13 protein-coding genes are annotated in these 15,414 nt (G+C 72.1%); 9 read left to right on the top strand and 4 right to left on the bottom strand.

Annotation, left to right across the window (positions count from 1 at the left end):
* Positions 1 to 98 precede the first annotated feature (98 nt).
* The 3 genes from HLB15_RS24345 to HLB15_RS17530 all read left to right on the top strand — a co-directional run bounded on the left by HLB15_RS24345 (position 99) and on the right by HLB15_RS17530 (position 1,982).
* Entirely contained in the window at positions 99 to 530 is a 432-nt protein-coding gene (locus HLB15_RS24345) for an SDR family oxidoreductase (RefSeq protein ID WP_311979589.1), read from the top strand.
* A gap of 148 nt (positions 531 to 678) precedes the next feature.
* Positions 679 to 1,263, top strand: coding sequence for a DoxX family membrane protein (locus HLB15_RS17535; RefSeq protein ID WP_171107039.1), 585 nt, complete (start codon positions 679 to 681; stop codon positions 1,261 to 1,263).
* Between the two features lie 65 nt (positions 1,264 to 1,328).
* A complete protein-coding gene (locus tag HLB15_RS17530; RefSeq protein WP_189087196.1) occupies positions 1,329 to 1,982 on the top strand; it encodes a response regulator transcription factor in 654 nt (217 codons plus the stop codon).
* 16 nt (positions 1,983 to 1,998) lie between these two features.
* Here the strand turns inward: HLB15_RS17530 and HLB15_RS17525 are convergent, their stop codons facing one another.
* A complete protein-coding gene (locus HLB15_RS17525; protein ID WP_171107037.1) occupies positions 1,999 to 3,669 on the bottom strand; it encodes a GAF domain-containing sensor histidine kinase in 1,671 nt (556 codons plus the stop codon).
* A 129-nt stretch (positions 3,670 to 3,798) separates the two neighbouring features.
* Between HLB15_RS17525 and HLB15_RS17520 the strand changes: the two genes are divergently transcribed.
* The 3 genes from HLB15_RS17520 to HLB15_RS17510 are packed head-to-tail and all read left to right on the top strand — an operon-like array spanning position 3,799 to position 6,574.
* Positions 3,799 to 4,731, top strand: coding sequence for a universal stress protein (locus HLB15_RS17520; protein WP_171107036.1), 933 nt, complete (start codon positions 3,799 to 3,801; stop codon positions 4,729 to 4,731).
* The gene (locus tag HLB15_RS17515) at positions 4,728 to 5,666 is read left to right on the top strand and encodes an Acg family FMN-binding oxidoreductase (RefSeq protein ID WP_171107035.1); all 939 of its coding nucleotides are present in this window, start codon (positions 4,728 to 4,730) and stop codon (positions 5,664 to 5,666) included. Before HLB15_RS17520 ends, HLB15_RS17515 begins: the two co-directional genes overlap by 4 nt.
* 17 nt (positions 5,667 to 5,683) lie before the next feature.
* Positions 5,684 to 6,574 (top strand): universal stress protein, encoded by an 891-nt coding sequence (locus tag HLB15_RS17510; RefSeq protein WP_229785762.1) that lies wholly within the window; start codon positions 5,684 to 5,686, stop codon positions 6,572 to 6,574.
* 16 nt (positions 6,575 to 6,590) lie between these two features.
* On the opposite strand, the gene HLB15_RS17505 is transcribed toward HLB15_RS17510, so the two are convergent.
* Positions 6,591 to 8,135 carry a sensor histidine kinase gene (locus tag HLB15_RS17505; RefSeq protein WP_171107033.1) on the bottom strand — a complete coding sequence of 515 codons (1,545 nt, stop codon included), beginning with the start codon at positions 8,133 to 8,135 and terminating at the stop codon, positions 6,591 to 6,593.
* Between the two features lie 241 nt (positions 8,136 to 8,376).
* Between HLB15_RS17505 and HLB15_RS17500 the strand changes: the two genes are divergently transcribed.
* Complete coding sequence (locus tag HLB15_RS17500; RefSeq protein ID WP_171107032.1) at positions 8,377 to 9,363, top strand: Acg family FMN-binding oxidoreductase; 987 nt, start codon at positions 8,377 to 8,379, stop codon at positions 9,361 to 9,363.
* A gap of 48 nt (positions 9,364 to 9,411) precedes the next feature.
* Here HLB15_RS17500 and ppdK read toward each other — a convergent pair whose 3' ends face one another.
* A complete protein-coding gene (gene ppdK / locus HLB15_RS17495) occupies positions 9,412 to 12,114 on the bottom strand; it encodes a pyruvate, phosphate dikinase (protein ID WP_212760017.1) in 2,703 nt (900 codons plus the stop codon).
* Between the two features lie 269 nt (positions 12,115 to 12,383).
* Between ppdK and HLB15_RS17490 the strand changes: the two genes are divergently transcribed.
* Entirely contained in the window at positions 12,384 to 13,394 is a 1,011-nt protein-coding gene (locus HLB15_RS17490) for a zinc-dependent alcohol dehydrogenase (protein ID WP_171107031.1), read from the top strand.
* A 23-nt stretch (positions 13,395 to 13,417) separates the two neighbouring features.
* Complete coding sequence (locus HLB15_RS17485; RefSeq protein WP_171107030.1) at positions 13,418 to 14,383, top strand: universal stress protein; 966 nt, start codon at positions 13,418 to 13,420, stop codon at positions 14,381 to 14,383.
* A gap of 866 nt (positions 14,384 to 15,249) precedes the next feature.
* Here HLB15_RS17485 and HLB15_RS17480 read toward each other — a convergent pair.
* Positions 15,250 to 15,399, bottom strand: coding sequence for a hypothetical protein (locus HLB15_RS17480; protein WP_311979590.1), 150 nt, complete (start codon positions 15,397 to 15,399; stop codon positions 15,250 to 15,252).
* Positions 15,400 to 15,414: the final 15 nt, after the last annotated feature.

The following is a 15,414-nucleotide window of genomic DNA, read 5'->3' as shown; positions in this document are numbered from 1 at the left end:
CGTACAAGTCCACGGCCTGGCGACGGAACTCCTCGGAGTAGTTCTTCCTGGCCATAGTTCCTGATCATCTCGCTTCCCCAGCAGATGCTGGAATCAGCGTGTCCAAGAACCAGGGTCAGGCCCCCCGTCGCCTCGTAGTACTGCCACACGTCGTAGGCGACAGCAAGCCGGTCAAGCTCGTCGAAGCGCGAGAGCACGGGCTGATCTACGCCAGCAGCAAGGCGGCACTGTGCCGGTGGCTGCGCAGGACAGCGACGAGCCCGCGGTGGGCAGGCGCAGGCATCCCGCTCAACGCCGTCGCACCCGGCGTCGTGGAGACCCCGATGGTGGCGGGCATGATCGGCACCGAGATCCAGCGCGCAGCGATGGCCGCGACGGTGCCGATGCCACTGAACGGCTTCATGCGGCCCGAGGTACCCGCGCATCTGCTCACCTGGCTCGTCGGCGAGAAGAACACCCACCTGTGCGGGCAGGTCGTGTTCGTCGACGGCGGCGCCGACGCGCTCATCCGCGGCGACTCCACCTGGTAGAGCGGCCCCACGGGCCGTTGTCCCGTCCCGGCACAGGACCAAGGTCCCGCCGACAGGAGCCAGGTGGCCCTGCGCCGGAGGGCACCGTTCACGGGAACGTGGTCACAGGCAGCCGGAACCGTTCCGGCGCACCCCCAGGAGGAACATCATGAGCTCCGTCAGCCACCACTCCGAACCGCTGGCCCACGGACCCGCCGCCGGCGCCCGCGCCACCGGCACGACCACGACGGCGACCGACGCCGTCACCCGCAGCGCCGTCGCCCGGTACAGCTTCGCCGGTGTCCGGCTGCTCCTCGCCGTCGAGTTCCTCTGGGCGTTCGGCGACAAGCTGTTCGGCTGGAACCTCGCCACCCCGCCCGAGCGGGCGTGGATCAACGGCGGCTCGCCCACCGAGGGCTACCTCAGCGGCGTCGAGGGCCCGTTCGGCGGGTTCTTCGGCTCGTTGGCCGGTAGCGCCGTCATCGACTGGCTGTTCATGCTCGGCCTCCTCGGCATCGGCCTCGCGCTGGCCCTGGGGATCGGCATGCGCCTGGCCGCCGCGACCGGCGCGCTGCTCATGCTGCTCATGTGGCTCGCGTCGCTGCCGCTGGACAACAACCCGTTCGTGGACTACCACCTCGTCGACGCGGTCCTGCTCGTCGGCCTCGCCGCGATCCTCGCCGGCGACACCCTGGGCCTGGGCCGCTGGTGGGCAGGCCTGCCGATGGTCCAGCGGTTCCCGTTCCTGCGATGAGCAGCGGTCCCGTGGTGCCTGTCCCGGTGGTGACCGGGACAGGCACCACAGCTACGGTAGGACCCATGGACGTTCGGGTGTTCCTCGTGGACGACCACGAGGTGGTGCGCCGTGGCGTCGCCGACCTCCTCGAGTCGGAGCCGGGCGTGCGCGTGGTCGGCGAGGCAGGCACGGCCCGCGAGGCCCTCGCCCGCGTGCCGGCGCTGTCCCCCGACGTCGTGGTCCTCGACGTCCGTCTGCCCGACGGCGACGGCGTCACCGTGTGCCGTGAGCTGCGTTCCCGCATGCCGGACCTGGCGTGCCTCATGCTCACGTCGTTCTCCGACGACGAGGCGCTCTACGACGCGATCCTGGCCGGCGCGGCGGGCTACGTGCTCAAGCAGGTGCGCGGTACCGACCTCGTCCAGGCGGTGCTCACCGTCGCCGCCGGTGGCTCCACGCTCGACCCGCGGGCCGCGGCCCGTGTCATGGAGCGCATCCGCTCCGACGCTCACCGCGAGCCCGACCCGCTGGCGACCCTGACCGACCAGGAGCGCCGCATCCTCGCCCTCATCGGGCACGGGCTGACCAACCGGCAGATCGGCGAGGAGCTCTACCTCGCCGAGAAGACGGTCAAGAACTACGTCTCCAGCATCTTCGCCAAGCTCGGCCTCGAGCGCCGCGCCCAGGCGGCGGTGCTCGCCGCGCGGCTCGAGCAGGACCGGCACGGACACCCGTGACGCTCCGAACGGACGGTCACGCGGGGCCCTGACCACCCGCAGGCAGCGGCACGTGCCACACCAGGCGTGTACCGACCCGGTCGGCGTCAGGAGACGCGGCCTCGGTGCGGAACACTCCTCCGAGCTCTTCGGCACGTCGCCGCAGGTTGTTCAGCCCGCTGCGCGGCGCGTCCGACGAGATCCCCGCGCCGTCGTCGGTCACCGTGAGCACCAGGTCGTCACCGGCCGACAGGCGGACCTCTGCCCGGCTCGCCGACGCGTGTCGGGCGACGTTCGAGAGCGCTTCGCGCACCACCGCGACCACGTGGTCGGCCGCCTCCGGCGGTACGAGGGTGTCCACCGCACCCTCGAACCGCAGCCGGACACGGAACCCGAGCGAGGCACCCGCGGCGTCGACCTCCGTGATCACGCGGGAGCGCAGGCCCACGCGCCGGCCGGCAGAACCTTCTGCCCGCTCACCCGGCTGCAACCGGTAGATCGTGGTCCGGACCAGGGCGATCGTCTCGTCCACCTCGTCGACCGCAGCGGCTACCTGCTCGGCCACCTCCGGTGGTGCCGTGCGTGCCACCCGCTGCAGCGAGAGGCCGGTCGCATACAGACGCTGGATCGCGAGGTCGTGCAGGTCGCGCGCGATGCGTTCGCGGTCGCGCAGCAGGACCAGGCGTTCGGCGTCGGCTCGACCCTCGGCCAGCTCGAGGGCCACAGCAGCCTGGGCAGCGAACGCGCCGAGCGCCTCGACGACGAGCGGGGAGAAGGCCTGACGCCCCCGGCTGCGGGCCGCCACGAGGACGCCGCGGACGCTCCCGGACTCGCCGAGCGGCCACGCCGCCAGCGGGCCGAGGTCGACCGGGAGCGGCAGCGAGAACTCGGCGCGTTCGTCCGTCGACGCGTCGTGGGTGACCATCGGCGCTCCCTCGCGGAACGTGATCGTGGCGAACGTCCCGTCGGCGGGCAGCACGGCACCCACCCGGTCCTCGGCGCCCAGCCCGGACGCCGCACGCAGGACCAGACGACCGGTCTCGGGGTCCGGCAGCGACACCGCCGTCAGGTCGGCGTCGGCGACCTCCCGCGCCTCGCTGCCGATCAGGCTCAGGACGTCGTCCGGCGAGTACCCGGCCAGCACATGACGTGAGATCCGGTCGTTGGCCCGCGCCCACCGCTCCCGCAGCTGGGCGTCGTCGTACAGGCGCGCGTTCTCCATGGCGACGCTCGCGGCCGAGGCGAGCGCTTCCAGCACCCGTTCGTCGTCGGCGGTGAAGTCGCCGCCGTCGCGCTTGTCGGTGAGGTAGAGGTTGCCGAAGGGCGAGCCATGCATCTGGAGGGGCATACCGACGAAGGTGTGCATCGGCGGGTGGTGGGCAGGGAAGCCGACGGACACCGGGTGCTCGGAGAGGTCGTGCAGGCGCAGCGGCACCGGGTGGCGGATGAGCTCGCCGAGCACGCCGTGACCGGTCGGGTACGGGCCGATCGCGTGGATCTGCGCGTCGGTGAGCCCGACGGTCAGGAACCGGGCGATGCGGCCGTCGTCACCGAGCACCCCGAGGGCGCCGTAGCGGGCGTCGACCAGCGTGACGGCTGTCTCGACGATGTGGTGCAGCACCGTCTCCAGGTCCAGGCCGCGGCTGACCGTGACCACTGCCTCCAGGAGCAGCTCGGTCCGGTCACGCGGGGTGTCTGCTCGGTTCATCGCGCCTCCCGTGGTCACCGTAGCGCGTGGTGCCGGACGAGGGACCTTGGTCCCGCGGCCTCGGGCCCCCTGTCTCTGCCCGGGCCTACCGATGCGGTGGTGTCCTGGGGGTCACGAAGGAGGACGACCATGAGCATCAACTGGTACGACGGCATCGTCGTCGGGGTCGACGGTTCGGCGGAAAGCCTCGCAGCCCTGGAGTGGGCGGCACGCGCCTCCGACCTGCACGAGGCGAGCCTCACGGTCGTCGCGGCCTACGGGGTGCCCATCACCCCCGACCCCGGGATCGGCGGCCTGATCGGGGAGATGCGCGCTCAGGCGCGAGGGGCCGCCGACACCGCGCACGAGTGGCTCGCTGAGCACCGAGCGGACGACCGGGTGCACGCACAGCACGCCGAGATCGACGTGGTGCAGGGCGACGCCGCCTACGAGCTGGGCCGCCGGTCCCGGACGTGTGGCCTGGTCGTGGTCGGCCGCCGAGGCCTCGGACGGATCGATCGCGTGGTGCTCGGCTCCACGTCCGCCACGCTGGCAGCCACCGCACCGGGAGCCGTTGCCGTGGTGCCGGCCGGGGCCTCGACCGGTGACCCGCGGCGGATCCGGGTGGGCGTGGGCCTGCACGACGAACCCGACGTGCTGGGGGCGGCGTTCGCCGAAGCGGCGGCACGCGGCCGCCCGCTGGAGGTGGTGCACGTGACGGACGCCGACGCGCTGTCGTCGTCGTTCCCGGAGATGGACCCCATCGCCGCGTCGTGGCGCGAGGCCGCCAAGGCAGACCTGGCCGACCGCGTCGCCCGCTGGTCGGAGAAGTACCCGGAGGTGAGCTGCACGATCGTGGTCGGTCGCGGCGACCCGGCAACCGTGCTGCTCCGCGGCCTCACCCCGGACGACCTCGTCGTCGTCGGCGGGCGGAGACACCAGCCGCTCTGGGGTCGGATGCTCCGTAGTGTCCCCGACGCCGTGCTGCGGGGTGCGCCGTGCACCGTCCTGGTGGCGCACGCCCACCGCCGCTCGGCCTCGGTGCCACCGGGCGGGAACGAGGCCGAGGAGGACTCGCCATGAGGACGCTCGACCAGCAGATCGGCCGTGTGCTGCGCGCGGCGGCCGCCGCGCCGAGCGTCGCGAACACCCAGCCGTGGGAGGTGACCGTCTCGGGTGGCACGGTCGCGCTCCGGGCGGACCCGGCACGCCGGTTGCAGCACACCGACCCGCACGGCCGGGAGATGCTGATCAGCTGCGGGGCGTTCCTGCTCAACACACGGGTGGCCGCCCGCAGGGAACGTCTCGTCGCGACCGTCCGGGTGCTGCCGGACCCCGAGGACGAGCTCCTCGTCGCGGAGCTGACGTTCGAGCCCGGACCCGCTCCCACCCCGTACGAGCTCGACCTCGCCACGGCCGTCGGACGCCGCGCCACGTCCCGGCTCCCGTTCGAGGACCAGCCGCTGTTCACCGACGCGGTGATCGCCCTCCACTCCGCGGCCGAGTCGGAGGGCGCGGCGCTCCGACTCGTCCAGTACTCCGACCCGGCGCGCGAGGCCGTCATCGACCTGGTGCGTCGCGCCGAGGCCCTCGCAGCGGAGGACCCCGCGGCGACGGCCGAGGAAGCGGCCTGGACCGCCGTCGACCCGGGCCGTGACGACGGCATCCCGCCCGACCTGCTCGGGCCGGCTCCGATGGATGCACGAGCACCGGTACGGCGGTTCGACGCGGCTGCCGGGACGGCACGGTTCGAGCGCCGCAGCACGCTGGCCGTGCTCGTCACGCCAGGCGACGACACCGCCGCCTGGATCACCGCCGGGCAGGCGCTCGAGCACGTGCTCCTGGTCGCGACCACGTACCTCGTCCACGCGTCGTTCGCGACCACCGTGCTCGAGAACCCGACGACGAGGCACGACCTGCGTCGGGCGCTACGACTCCAGGGGGCACCGCAGATGGTCATGCGGCTCGGCTACCAGGCGCTGCCGGAGCACACCCCGCGCCGACCGGTCGGGCCATGAGCAGCCAGGAGGAACCCGTGAGCACATCGACGACGACGCCCGACCCGGTGGTCGTGGGCGTCGACGGATCGCCGTCGTCGACCCGGGCGGTGCGATGGGCCGCCCTCGAGGCGGCCCGCCGCACCGCCCGGCTGAGCCTGGTGCATGTCTGGACGCCCGTTCCGACCTCCGTACCGCACGCGGCCGCGCTGGGGGCCTACGAGGACGCGCTCGTCACGCAGGGGCGTCAGTGGCTCGCAGACGCCGAGGGCGTCGCGCGCGAGGCCGCGCCCGACGTACCGACGAGCACCTCGCTGGTCGGAGGGTCGGTCGCCGCGCGGCTGATCGGCAGGTCGGCCGCCGCCGAGCTGGTCGTGCTGGGCTCGCGCGGGCTGGGCGGGTTCACGGGGCTGGTCGTCGGCTCCGTCGCCGTCGCCGTAACCACTCACGGGCACTGCCCGGTGGTAGTGGTCCGCGGCCACGAGGACGAGACCGTGCGGCAGGACGGCCCGGTGGTCGTGGGGGTGGACGGGTCACCCGCCAACCGGGACGCCGTCCGGTTCGCGTTCGCCGCAGCGGCCGCCCGGTCCGTCCCGCTGGTCGCCGTGCACGCGTGGAGCGACCTCCCGATGACCACTTCCTGGGAACTCACGACGGCGACGGACCTGGTCGAACAGCGCGCCGCGGAGGAGCTGACGACGTGGCTGTCGGAGCCACGTACCGAGCACCCCGACGTCACAGTGGAGCCGGTGATCGCTCACGGCGGGCCGGCGCAGGTGCTGCTCGACCGTGCCGGCGCCGCCCAGCTGCTCGTGGTCGGATCACGGGGGCGCGGCGGGTTCCGCGGCCTGCTCCTCGGGTCGACCAGCCAGGCGATGATCTACCACGCGGCGTGCCCGGTGGCGGTCGTCCCGTCGCCACCGCACTGATCCACGGGCCGGGGCCTCACCGGTCGGGCAGAGGGACCCGCCACTCGAGCCGGGTCCCGCCGCCCGGGGCGGGCCGGACGCGGAGGGAGCCACCCAGATCGGCGGCCCGTCCGCCCAGGTTGCGCAGGCCGCTCCATGACGTCTTCGGGGGGATGCCGTGTCCGTCGTCGGTGACGGTCAGCAGCACGTCGTCCTTGACGGCCAGGCGCAGACCTACCTGGTGCGCCTGGGCGTGCCGCGCCACGTTCGACAGCGCTTCGCGGACGACGGCCAGGACATGCTCGGCGATGTCCGGCGGCACCGAGGTGTCCACAGGGCCGTCGAACCGGACCCGAGGAGAGAAGCCCAGCGTTGCGGCGGCGACCTCCGCCTCGGCGAGCACCCGCGTGCGCACCCCCGCCTGCCGCGTCGTGCTGCCGGACCGCAGCCAATGGACGGTCGTGCGGATCAGGGCGATCGTCTCGTCGATGTCGTCGACCATCTGCTCGACACGGGTCGTCGTCTCGGGGCCGAGCTGTCGCCCGAAGGCGTGCAGTGCGAGCCCTGTCGCGAAGAGCCGCTGGACGACGAGATCGTGCAGATCCCGGGCGATCCGCTCCCGGTCGTGCATCACGGCGAGCCGCTCTGCGTCCGCGCGACGCTGCGCCGCTTCCAGGGCGACCGCCGTCCGCGCGGAGAACTGCTGTACCGTCTCGATGATCGCCGAGGAGAACGGCGCGGCGTCGGTGTGCCGGGCCGCGACGACCGCTCCCCTGGCCCCCGGGTGCTCACCGATCGGCACCGCGGCGATCGGCCCGATCTCTGCTCTCGCCCCGAAGGCGAGCTGGACCCGTTCGGCCGCCGTCGCCTCGGTCGAGACGAGCGGAGCGCCGGACGCCAGCACCGTCCTGGTGAACGTCCCGCTCGGAACCAACCGCATCCCTGACGCACGGTGGCTACCGGCTCCTGCCGCCGCAGCGACGACGAGGCCGTCCGCGCCGGGCTCCGGGACGGCGACGACGGCGAGGTCGGCCATCGCGACCTCGCGTGCGTGGTCGGCGATCAGTCGGAGCACATCCTGCGGCGGCGCTCCGGTGAGCGCAGCGCGTGAGACGTCGTCGTTCGCACGCGCTGACCGCTCCCTCAGCAGGGCCTCGTCGTGCAGCGTGGCGTTCTCGATAGCCACGCCTGCATTGGCCGCGAGCACCTCGATCGTGCGTCGGTCAGCCGTCGTGAAGCGTCCCCCACCGCACTTCTCCGCGAGGTACAGGTTGCCGAACACCGCGCCGTGGGTCTGGAGCGGCACACCGAGGGTGGACCGATCGGACGAACGGTCGGCGAGCAACCCTACCGACGCCGGCCGCTCGCCGATGCCACGCACCTGGTCGGAGCTCAGCCCGGCGGTGAGGAAACGGACGATCGTGCCGTCGTCGCCGAGAACGCCCAGCGCGGCGTACCGCGCGTCCACCAGACCGGCCGCCGTCGTGACGATCTGGCGCAGGGTGGTCTCCAGGTCGAGCCCCCGGCCGATGGGCGCCATCGCCTCCAGCAGCAGCTCGACGTTCGCACGGGTCTGACCCATTCCAGCCCTCCCAAGGTCGGCCCCCTGCGCCGTCCCACGATAGTGGCGCAGGCTCAGCGCGCCACACCATGCGTTGCGATGTTTCGCAGGTGTGCGCGCTCCGGCCACATCGGCGCGGCCGGGTCCTGCGCCCCGTTCCCACAGGACCTTCGGCCCGTGAACCGGAGGCATCGACGTGGCACGGTCGGTACGACAGCCAGAGCTTCGGCGCACCGAGCGTCGGCAGGCGGAGGGAGAGGCCATGAACGGCATCGACGGGCAGGTCAGACGGATCCTGCAGGCGGGCTCCGACGCCCCGAGCGTGCTCAACACCCAGCCGTGGCGCACCGAGGTGGACGGCAGCACCGTGATCTTGCGGGCCGACCCGTCGCGCAGCCTGCGCCACTCCGACCCTGACGGCCGGGAGATGCTCATCAGCTGCGGCGCGTTCCTGCTCAACGCCCGTGTCGCGGCCCGCAGGGAGTCGCTGACGCCGGTCGTGGCGGTCCTGCCGGACCCGGGCAACCCGCTGCTCGTCGCGACGCTCGCTCTCGGACCTGGCACCGACCCGACACCGGAAGAGCTGGAGCTCGCCGTCGCGATCGAGCACCGCACCACGTCGCGCGTCCCGTTCGAGGACCGCCCCCTGCCGGCCGATGTGCTGGTGAACCTTCAACGAGCCACTCAAGCCGAGGGCGGCAGCCTGCGCCTCGTCCAGCCCGCGGACGGCAGCCGCGAGGACCTGGTCCGGCTGATCCGGCGTGCTGAGCACCTCGCGGCCGAGGACATGGCGGGCCGCGGCGAGGAGGCCGCCTGGACCACCGGGTGGCCCGGACGCGACGACGGCGTCCCGACCCACCTGCTCGGCCGCGCGCCGCGCAACGCCGACGCGCCTGTCCGACGGTTCCACGCCAGTCGCGGCACCGAGGTGTTCGAGACACGCTCGACCCTGGCCGTGCTGTCGACCGCCGACGACACTCCGGCATCCTGGGTCGCGGCAGGTCAGGCACTCGAGCGCGCACTCCTCGTCGCCACGACGCACCACGTGCTCGCCTCGTTCGCGACCACGGTCCTCGAGAACCCCACCACCCGGCACGACCTGCGCCAGGCGCTCGACCTGCCCGGCCACCCGCAGATGGTCATGCGCCTCGGCACCGCACCACGCGGCGACCGCACCCCCCGACGAACCCGACCGCGCCATGACGCGATGGAGCGGTGGGTACCGTGGCGTGGCCCGACCGCCGGCTGAACGGGACCGCAGACCCCCGCGGTCCCGTTCAGCCGGCGGTCGCTGCCGTCACGCGCCGACGGCGAGCCGGGCGTGTGCCGCGGCCAGGCGCGCGACCGGGACGCGGAACGGCGAGCAGGACACGTAGTCCACACCGAGACCGTCGAGAACGATGATCGATGCCGGGTCGCCGCCGTGCTCACCGCACACGCCCGCCTCAAGGCCCGGGTCGGCCCGCCGAGCGCGGCCCAGGCCGATACGGACGAGCTCGCCGACCCCCGGCTCGTCCAGAGTCGCGAACGGGTCGGCCGGCACGACACCACTCCTCGCATAGCTCGTCAGGAACGACGCCTCGGCGTCGTCACGAGAGATGCCGAGCGCGGTCTGGGTCAGGTCGTTCGTGCCGAAGGAGAAGAAGTCGGCGTGCTCGGCGATCTCCCCGGCCAGGAGGGCCGCGCGCGGCAGCTCGATCATGGTCCCGACCCGGTACCCGAGATCGGCTGCGCCTCCCCTCGCGAGCTCCTCGTCCGCAGTGGCGGCGACGAGCTCACGCACTCGCCGCAGCTCTTCCGCGAACGCGACGAGCGGCACCATGATCTCGACGTGCGGGTCGATGCCTCGACGGCGCACCGCGAGCGCAGCACGGATGATCGCGCGGGTCTGCATGACCACGATCTCGGGGTGCAGGAGCGCCAGGCGCACCCCTCGGGTGCCGAGCATCGGGTTCGTCTCCGTGAGCCGGGTGATCCGGTCCAGGAGCGCTCGCTCCCGGGCGAGCCGCTCGGCCGGGCCATCGGTCTCCAGCTGCCGCACGAGCAGAGCCTGCTCGGTCAGATCGGGCAGGAACTCGTGCAGCGGCGGGTCGATGAGACGTACGGCGACCGGTAGCCCGCTCATGGCCGTGTAGATCTGCTCGAAGTCGGACTGCTGCATGGGCAGCAGCTCGTCCAGGGCGGCCTGCCGATCGGTGGGATCGTCGGCCAGGATCATGCGCTGGACGACCGGGAGCCGGTCCGGCGCCATGAACATGTGCTCGGTGCGGCACAGGCCGATGCCTTCGGCCCCGAGCTCGCGTGCCCGGGCGGCGTCGGCGGCGGTGTCGGCGTTGGCGCGCACGCCGAGCCGGCGGACGTCGTCGGCCCAGCCGAGGACGGTCGAGAAGTCGTCGGTGATGCGCGGCGGCACCAGCGGCAGCGCACCGGCGTAGACCTGTCCCGTGCTCCCGTCGAGGGTGATCACATCGCTCTCGGTCAGGACGGCGCCACCGATCGTCACGGTGCGCGCAGCCAGGTCGATGTGCAGATCGGCGGCACCGGCCACGCACGGCGTACCCATGCCGCGGGCGACCACGGCTGCGTGCGACGTCATGCCGCCGTGTGCGGTCAGCACTCCCTGGGCGGCCGCGACACCGTGGATGTCGTCGGGTGTGGTCTCCCATCGCACGAGCACCACGTCCTCGCCGGTAGCGCCGCGTGCGGCCGCGCCGTCGGCGTCGAGCGCGATGCGGCCGACAGCGGCCCCCGGCGACGCGTTCAGGCCGTGAGTCAGCGGGACCGCGTGGTGACTCGGGTCGAGCGTGGGGTGCAGCACCTGGTCCAGCTGGGCGGGGTCGATTCGCCGCAGCGCCGTGGTGACGTCGATCCGTCCTTCGGCGACAAGGTCGCGGGCCACCTTCAGCGCCGCTGCGGCCGTGCGCTTCCCGGTCCGTACCTGGAGTACGTAGAGCACACCGTCCTCCACGGTGAACTCGATGTCCTGCATGTCCCCGAAATGGCTCTCGAGCTGATCCATCACGGTGCGCAGCCGTGCCACGGCGTCTGGCAGCACCTTCTCGAGCTCGGCCAGGGGCCGCGGGGTGCGGACGCCCGCGACCACGTCCTCACCCTGAGCGTTCAGAAGGAACTCGCCGTACCGCTCCCTGGCGCCGGTGGCGGGGTTGCGGGTGAAGCACACCCCGGTGGCCGAGGTGCTGCCCTTGTTGCCGTAGACCATCTGCATGATGTTGACGGCGGTGCCCAGGTCGTCGGGGATCGTGTTGAGCCTCCGGTAGACCTGCGCGCGCGGGCTGTCCCAGGAACGGAACACGGCGTCCACTGCTCGGCGGAGCTGTTCGTGCGGGTCGTCCGGAAGGTCATGTCCGGTGCTCTGGCGGACGATGCCGCGAAAGACGGTGGCGAGCTGCTTCAGGTCCTCCGTCGTCAGGTCGGTGTCCTGCCGCGCCCCGCGCCGGTCCTTGAGACTCGCCAGCTCCCTTTCGAACGCCTCGCCCGGCACGCCCATGACGACCTCGCCGTACATCTGCACGAGCCGGCGGTAGGAGTCCCACGCGAACCGTGGGCTGCCAGACTCCGCGGCCAACGCCTCGGCGACACGCTCCGACATGCCCACGTCGAGGACGGTGTCCATCATGCCGGGCATGGATCGCGCAGCGCCGGACCGTACCGACACGAGCAACGGCTGGTCGAGGTCGCCCAGTGTCCGACCTGTGCGCTGCTCCAGCGCTGCTATGTGCTCCTGTATCTCGTCCCAGAGTCGCTCGGGCCACTCCTCGCGGCTGCGCATGGCGGCCACGCACGCGGCGGTAGTCACCGTGAAGCCGTCGGGTACGGGCACGCCGATGCGGCGCATCTCGGCGACACCAGCGCCCTTGGCGCCCAGGAGGGCACTCATCCCGGCGTCTCCCTCGGACAGGGCATAGACGTACCGATCACGCACGGGCACCGGTCGGGCCGTCTCGGTGGCCGCGGCTCGGCTGTCAGCAGATGTGCTCATGGCTCCTCCGTCAGGTGCGCCGGTCGACCGGACCACCCCTCGGCGTGCCCGCCGGCTCACGGCCAGCGTCGTTCCACGGCGCACGCCCGGACAGGGCCGCAAGCCCTCGGGCCGCAAGGACGTTGGTCCCGCCGCGGAGGCGAGACGGCCGGCGGGGACCTTCGCCGCGCCCGGGCGGGACGTTCGCCCCTGCCGGTGTGTGCCGGCACGGCGTGTCCTGGGAGCAACGGTGCACGAAGGTCGTGCACTGCTCACCGATCGGAGCCGTCATGAGAGCCGCAGTCGTCACCGACTTCACCGCCCCGCTGCAGATCGTGGACGTGCCGGTGCCCGAGCCCGGGCCGGGCGAGGTCCTGGTCCGGATCGAGGCCAGCGGCCTGTGCCACACGGACATCCACGCCGCCCACGGCGACTGGCCGGTCAAGCCGACCCCGCCGTTCGTCCCTGGTCACGAAGGCATCGGCCGCATCGAGCGGCTCGGACCGGACGTGGCCGGTCGCGTCCTCGGGCAGCGCGTGGCCATCGCCTGGCTCGGCAGCGCCTGTGGGCAGTGCCGGTACTGCATCGGCGGCTGGGAGACACTGTGCGAGCAGCAGACCAACTCCGGCTACAGCGTCAACGGCGCGTTCGCCGAGTACGGCGTGGTGCCGGCCGCGTTCGCCACCCCCGTGCCCGACGCGGTCACGTCCCTGGACGCCGCACCCCTGACGTGCGCGGGCGTGACCACGTACAAGGCGGTCAAGGTCGCCCGGGTGGCCCCCGCCGAGACGGTCGCCGTGTTCGGCATCGGAGGGCTCGGTCACCTCGCGCTCCAGTACGCGCGGATCGCCGGCGCCTTCGTCATCGCCGTCGACGTCGAGGACCACAAGCTCGAGCTGGCCTCCCGGCTGGGTGCCGACCACGTCGTCAACGCTGCTCGCGAGGACCCCGTCGCGGCCATCCAACGGCTCGGCGGCGCAGACGTCTCGATCGCGCTGGCCGCTTCGTCGTCCTCGTTCGACCAGGCGTTCGCCTCCCTGCGACGCGGCGGGCGCCTCGTCTGCGTCGCGCTGCCCGCCGGGGGCACGATCCAGCTGCCGATCTTCGACACCGTCCTCAGGGGCATCTCGGTGATCGGGTCGATCGTCGGCACCCGCAATGACCTCGCCGACGTGTTCGCGCTGCACGCAGCAGGCCGGACGGAGGTCGTCGCCGCCGAGCGCAAGCTCGACGAGGTCAACGAGTCCATCACCGAAGTCCTGGCCGGGCGGGTCCCCGCCCGCATCGTCTTCGGCCTCTGACGCTCATTCACCGGAGGATCACCATGAACGCCACCACGAACACCAGCTGGTACAGAGGCGTCGTCGTCGGGGTCGACGGCTCCGAGGAAAGCCTGGTCGCGCTCGACTGGGCCGCTTGCACCGCCGACGCCCACGACGCCCGCCTGACCGTCGTGTCCACGTACGCCACCCCGCCGGAACCCGGACCGGGCACCAGCCGCCTCGTGGAGGACGGTCGCAGGCAGGCCCATGACGCTCTGCGCGTCGCGATGGACCGGCTCGACGGGCGACGCCCCGGAAACCGCACCGTCCAGACCGTCGTGCTCCCCGGAACGGCATCCCACGTCCTGGCTCAGCTGTCCCGGTCGTCGGACCTCGTCGTGGTGGCACGCCGCCGTCTCGGCGCGTTCGACCGAGCACTGCTGGGGTCCACCTCGTCCGCACTCGCGGCACACACCACCGGCACGGTGGCCGTGGTTCCCGAGGGTGCCGCCGGTGGCGCACCCACCAGGATCCGGATGGGCGCCGGTCGGAGCGAGGAACCCGAGCTGTGGAGCGCGGCCTTCACCGAGGCCGTCGCTCGTGGCTGCCCCCTCGAGGTGCTGCACGCGACCGGCAGCGACCCGATCACGGACGCCGCCCTGAGGCGGGGTCCGTCCGCGGGCTCCTGGCAGGGTGTGGTCGCCACCGCGGTCGCCGACAGGGCGGCCCGGTGGTCGGCACGCTATCCGCGTGTCACTTGCACCACGACCAACCCGCCGGGCGACGCCGTCGCAGCTCTGCTGGACGGCCTGACCCCGGACGACCTGGTGGTGGTCGGCGGCAACAGCCACGGAACGCTGACCGGCCGTCTGCTGCGCAGCGTCTCCGGCACCGTGCTGCGTTCGGCACCCTGCCCCGTGCTGGTGGTCCACACCCACACAGCACGACAGACCGTGTCCGACAGTGACGCGGCACCCGCATCCTCTGGCCGGCGAGCGCAGGGTGCTGCCGTCGAAGTGCATCGGTGAGCAGGGGCCCCTGCGCGGCGACTTCCGTGCCGGTGTAGCCGGCGCCGACCACGACGAAGGTGACAGCACAGGAAGGCGACGCTCGTTTCGTTCGGTGTCGACGTGGGAGCAGTCCGGAGCGAGCAAGCCTCCGAGGTCGAAGGATTCTCGCCGATCGGCCGCGAAGAACCGTGAAGGATCTCGATCCGGATTACTTGGATCGCAGAGTGCACGGCTACCGCCGACTGATCACGCCGTTACCGACGTCCGGTTGCGCCGCTGTCGACGTCCGGCACCGTTGCGCACGATCGCGCACAACGAAGTCACTCAGCAGCACCTTCGCCCGCTACGCCTCCGCGAGAGATCACGTCAGCAACAAGCGCTTCTCGCCGCCTGCGCTCCTCCGGAGCGAGGAAAGGCTCGCCCGCGACCCGCAAGACATATCCGGTCCGCGGATCCACATAGTCGACTTCCTGGTGCACCCGGTAACCTGTTGTATACCCCGCCCGAACCTCCCGAGGCACAACCCAGCAATGCAGGAGAAGGTTCAGAACCGCCGACGCGATGCCTCCGACGCCCCAGGCCACAAACAGCCCAGTCAGAATCGGAGACGCACCGTACCCGACCCCCGCGATAGCCATCCCGCCGAAGAGAATCAGAGTGTAGACGATAAAGAATACCGCGCTACCGACGACCCATATTGCCAGCTGACCCGCCCGCAATCCCGGTAGAAGACGCCGTTGCATATGCGGACTCCACTCTTGGCCTGTCATCCTCGCACCTTCCAACGGCTGTCTGACGCGGTAGCCGGCAAATTCACGCAGGAAAGAGGAGCGGGAATCATTGCCGCGAACCCCCAGAACCATACTGGCAGCACAGAGCGTTATTCAGCTGGCCAGTCGGTAGAACTCCAGGTTGACGATCGCGTGGATGATGGTTGGGAGTTCGGTCAGGCGGCCGCGGTAGCCGGTGGCGAGGATCTTCCACTGCTTGAGCAGCCCAATCGCTCGTTCGACCGGGGCGCGGAAGCTCGCGATCGCGCGGTTGAACGC

The sequence above is a fragment of the Promicromonospora citrea genome, assembly GCF_013004695.1.
GTDB classification, from domain to species: Bacteria; Actinomycetota; Actinomycetes; order Actinomycetales; family Cellulomonadaceae; genus Promicromonospora; species Promicromonospora citrea.
This window is presented reverse-complemented; position numbering and strand designations above follow the sequence as displayed.

Coding starts and splice junctions, on each gene's coding strand:
- HLB15_RS17535 (WP_171107039.1), top strand. CDS start 679: ATGAGCTCCGTCAGCCACCACTCCGAACCGCTGGCCCACGGACCCGCC.
- HLB15_RS17530 (WP_189087196.1), top strand. CDS start 1,329: ATGGACGTTCGGGTGTTCCTCGTGGACGACCACGAGGTGGTGCGCCGT.
- HLB15_RS17525 (WP_171107037.1), bottom strand. CDS start 3,669: ATGAACCGAGCAGACACCCCGCGTGACCGGACCGAGCTGCTCCTGGAG.
- HLB15_RS17520 (WP_171107036.1), top strand. CDS start 3,799: ATGAGCATCAACTGGTACGACGGCATCGTCGTCGGGGTCGACGGTTCG.
- HLB15_RS17515 (WP_171107035.1), top strand. CDS start 4,728: ATGAGGACGCTCGACCAGCAGATCGGCCGTGTGCTGCGCGCGGCGGCC.
- HLB15_RS17505 (WP_171107033.1), bottom strand. CDS start 8,135: ATGGGTCAGACCCGTGCGAACGTCGAGCTGCTGCTGGAGGCGATGGCG.
- HLB15_RS17500 (WP_171107032.1), top strand. CDS start 8,377: ATGAACGGCATCGACGGGCAGGTCAGACGGATCCTGCAGGCGGGCTCC.
- ppdK (WP_212760017.1), bottom strand. CDS start 12,114: ATGAGCACATCTGCTGACAGCCGAGCCGCGGCCACCGAGACGGCCCGA.
- HLB15_RS17490 (WP_171107031.1), top strand. CDS start 12,384: ATGAGAGCCGCAGTCGTCACCGACTTCACCGCCCCGCTGCAGATCGTG.
- HLB15_RS17485 (WP_171107030.1), top strand. CDS start 13,418: ATGAACGCCACCACGAACACCAGCTGGTACAGAGGCGTCGTCGTCGGG.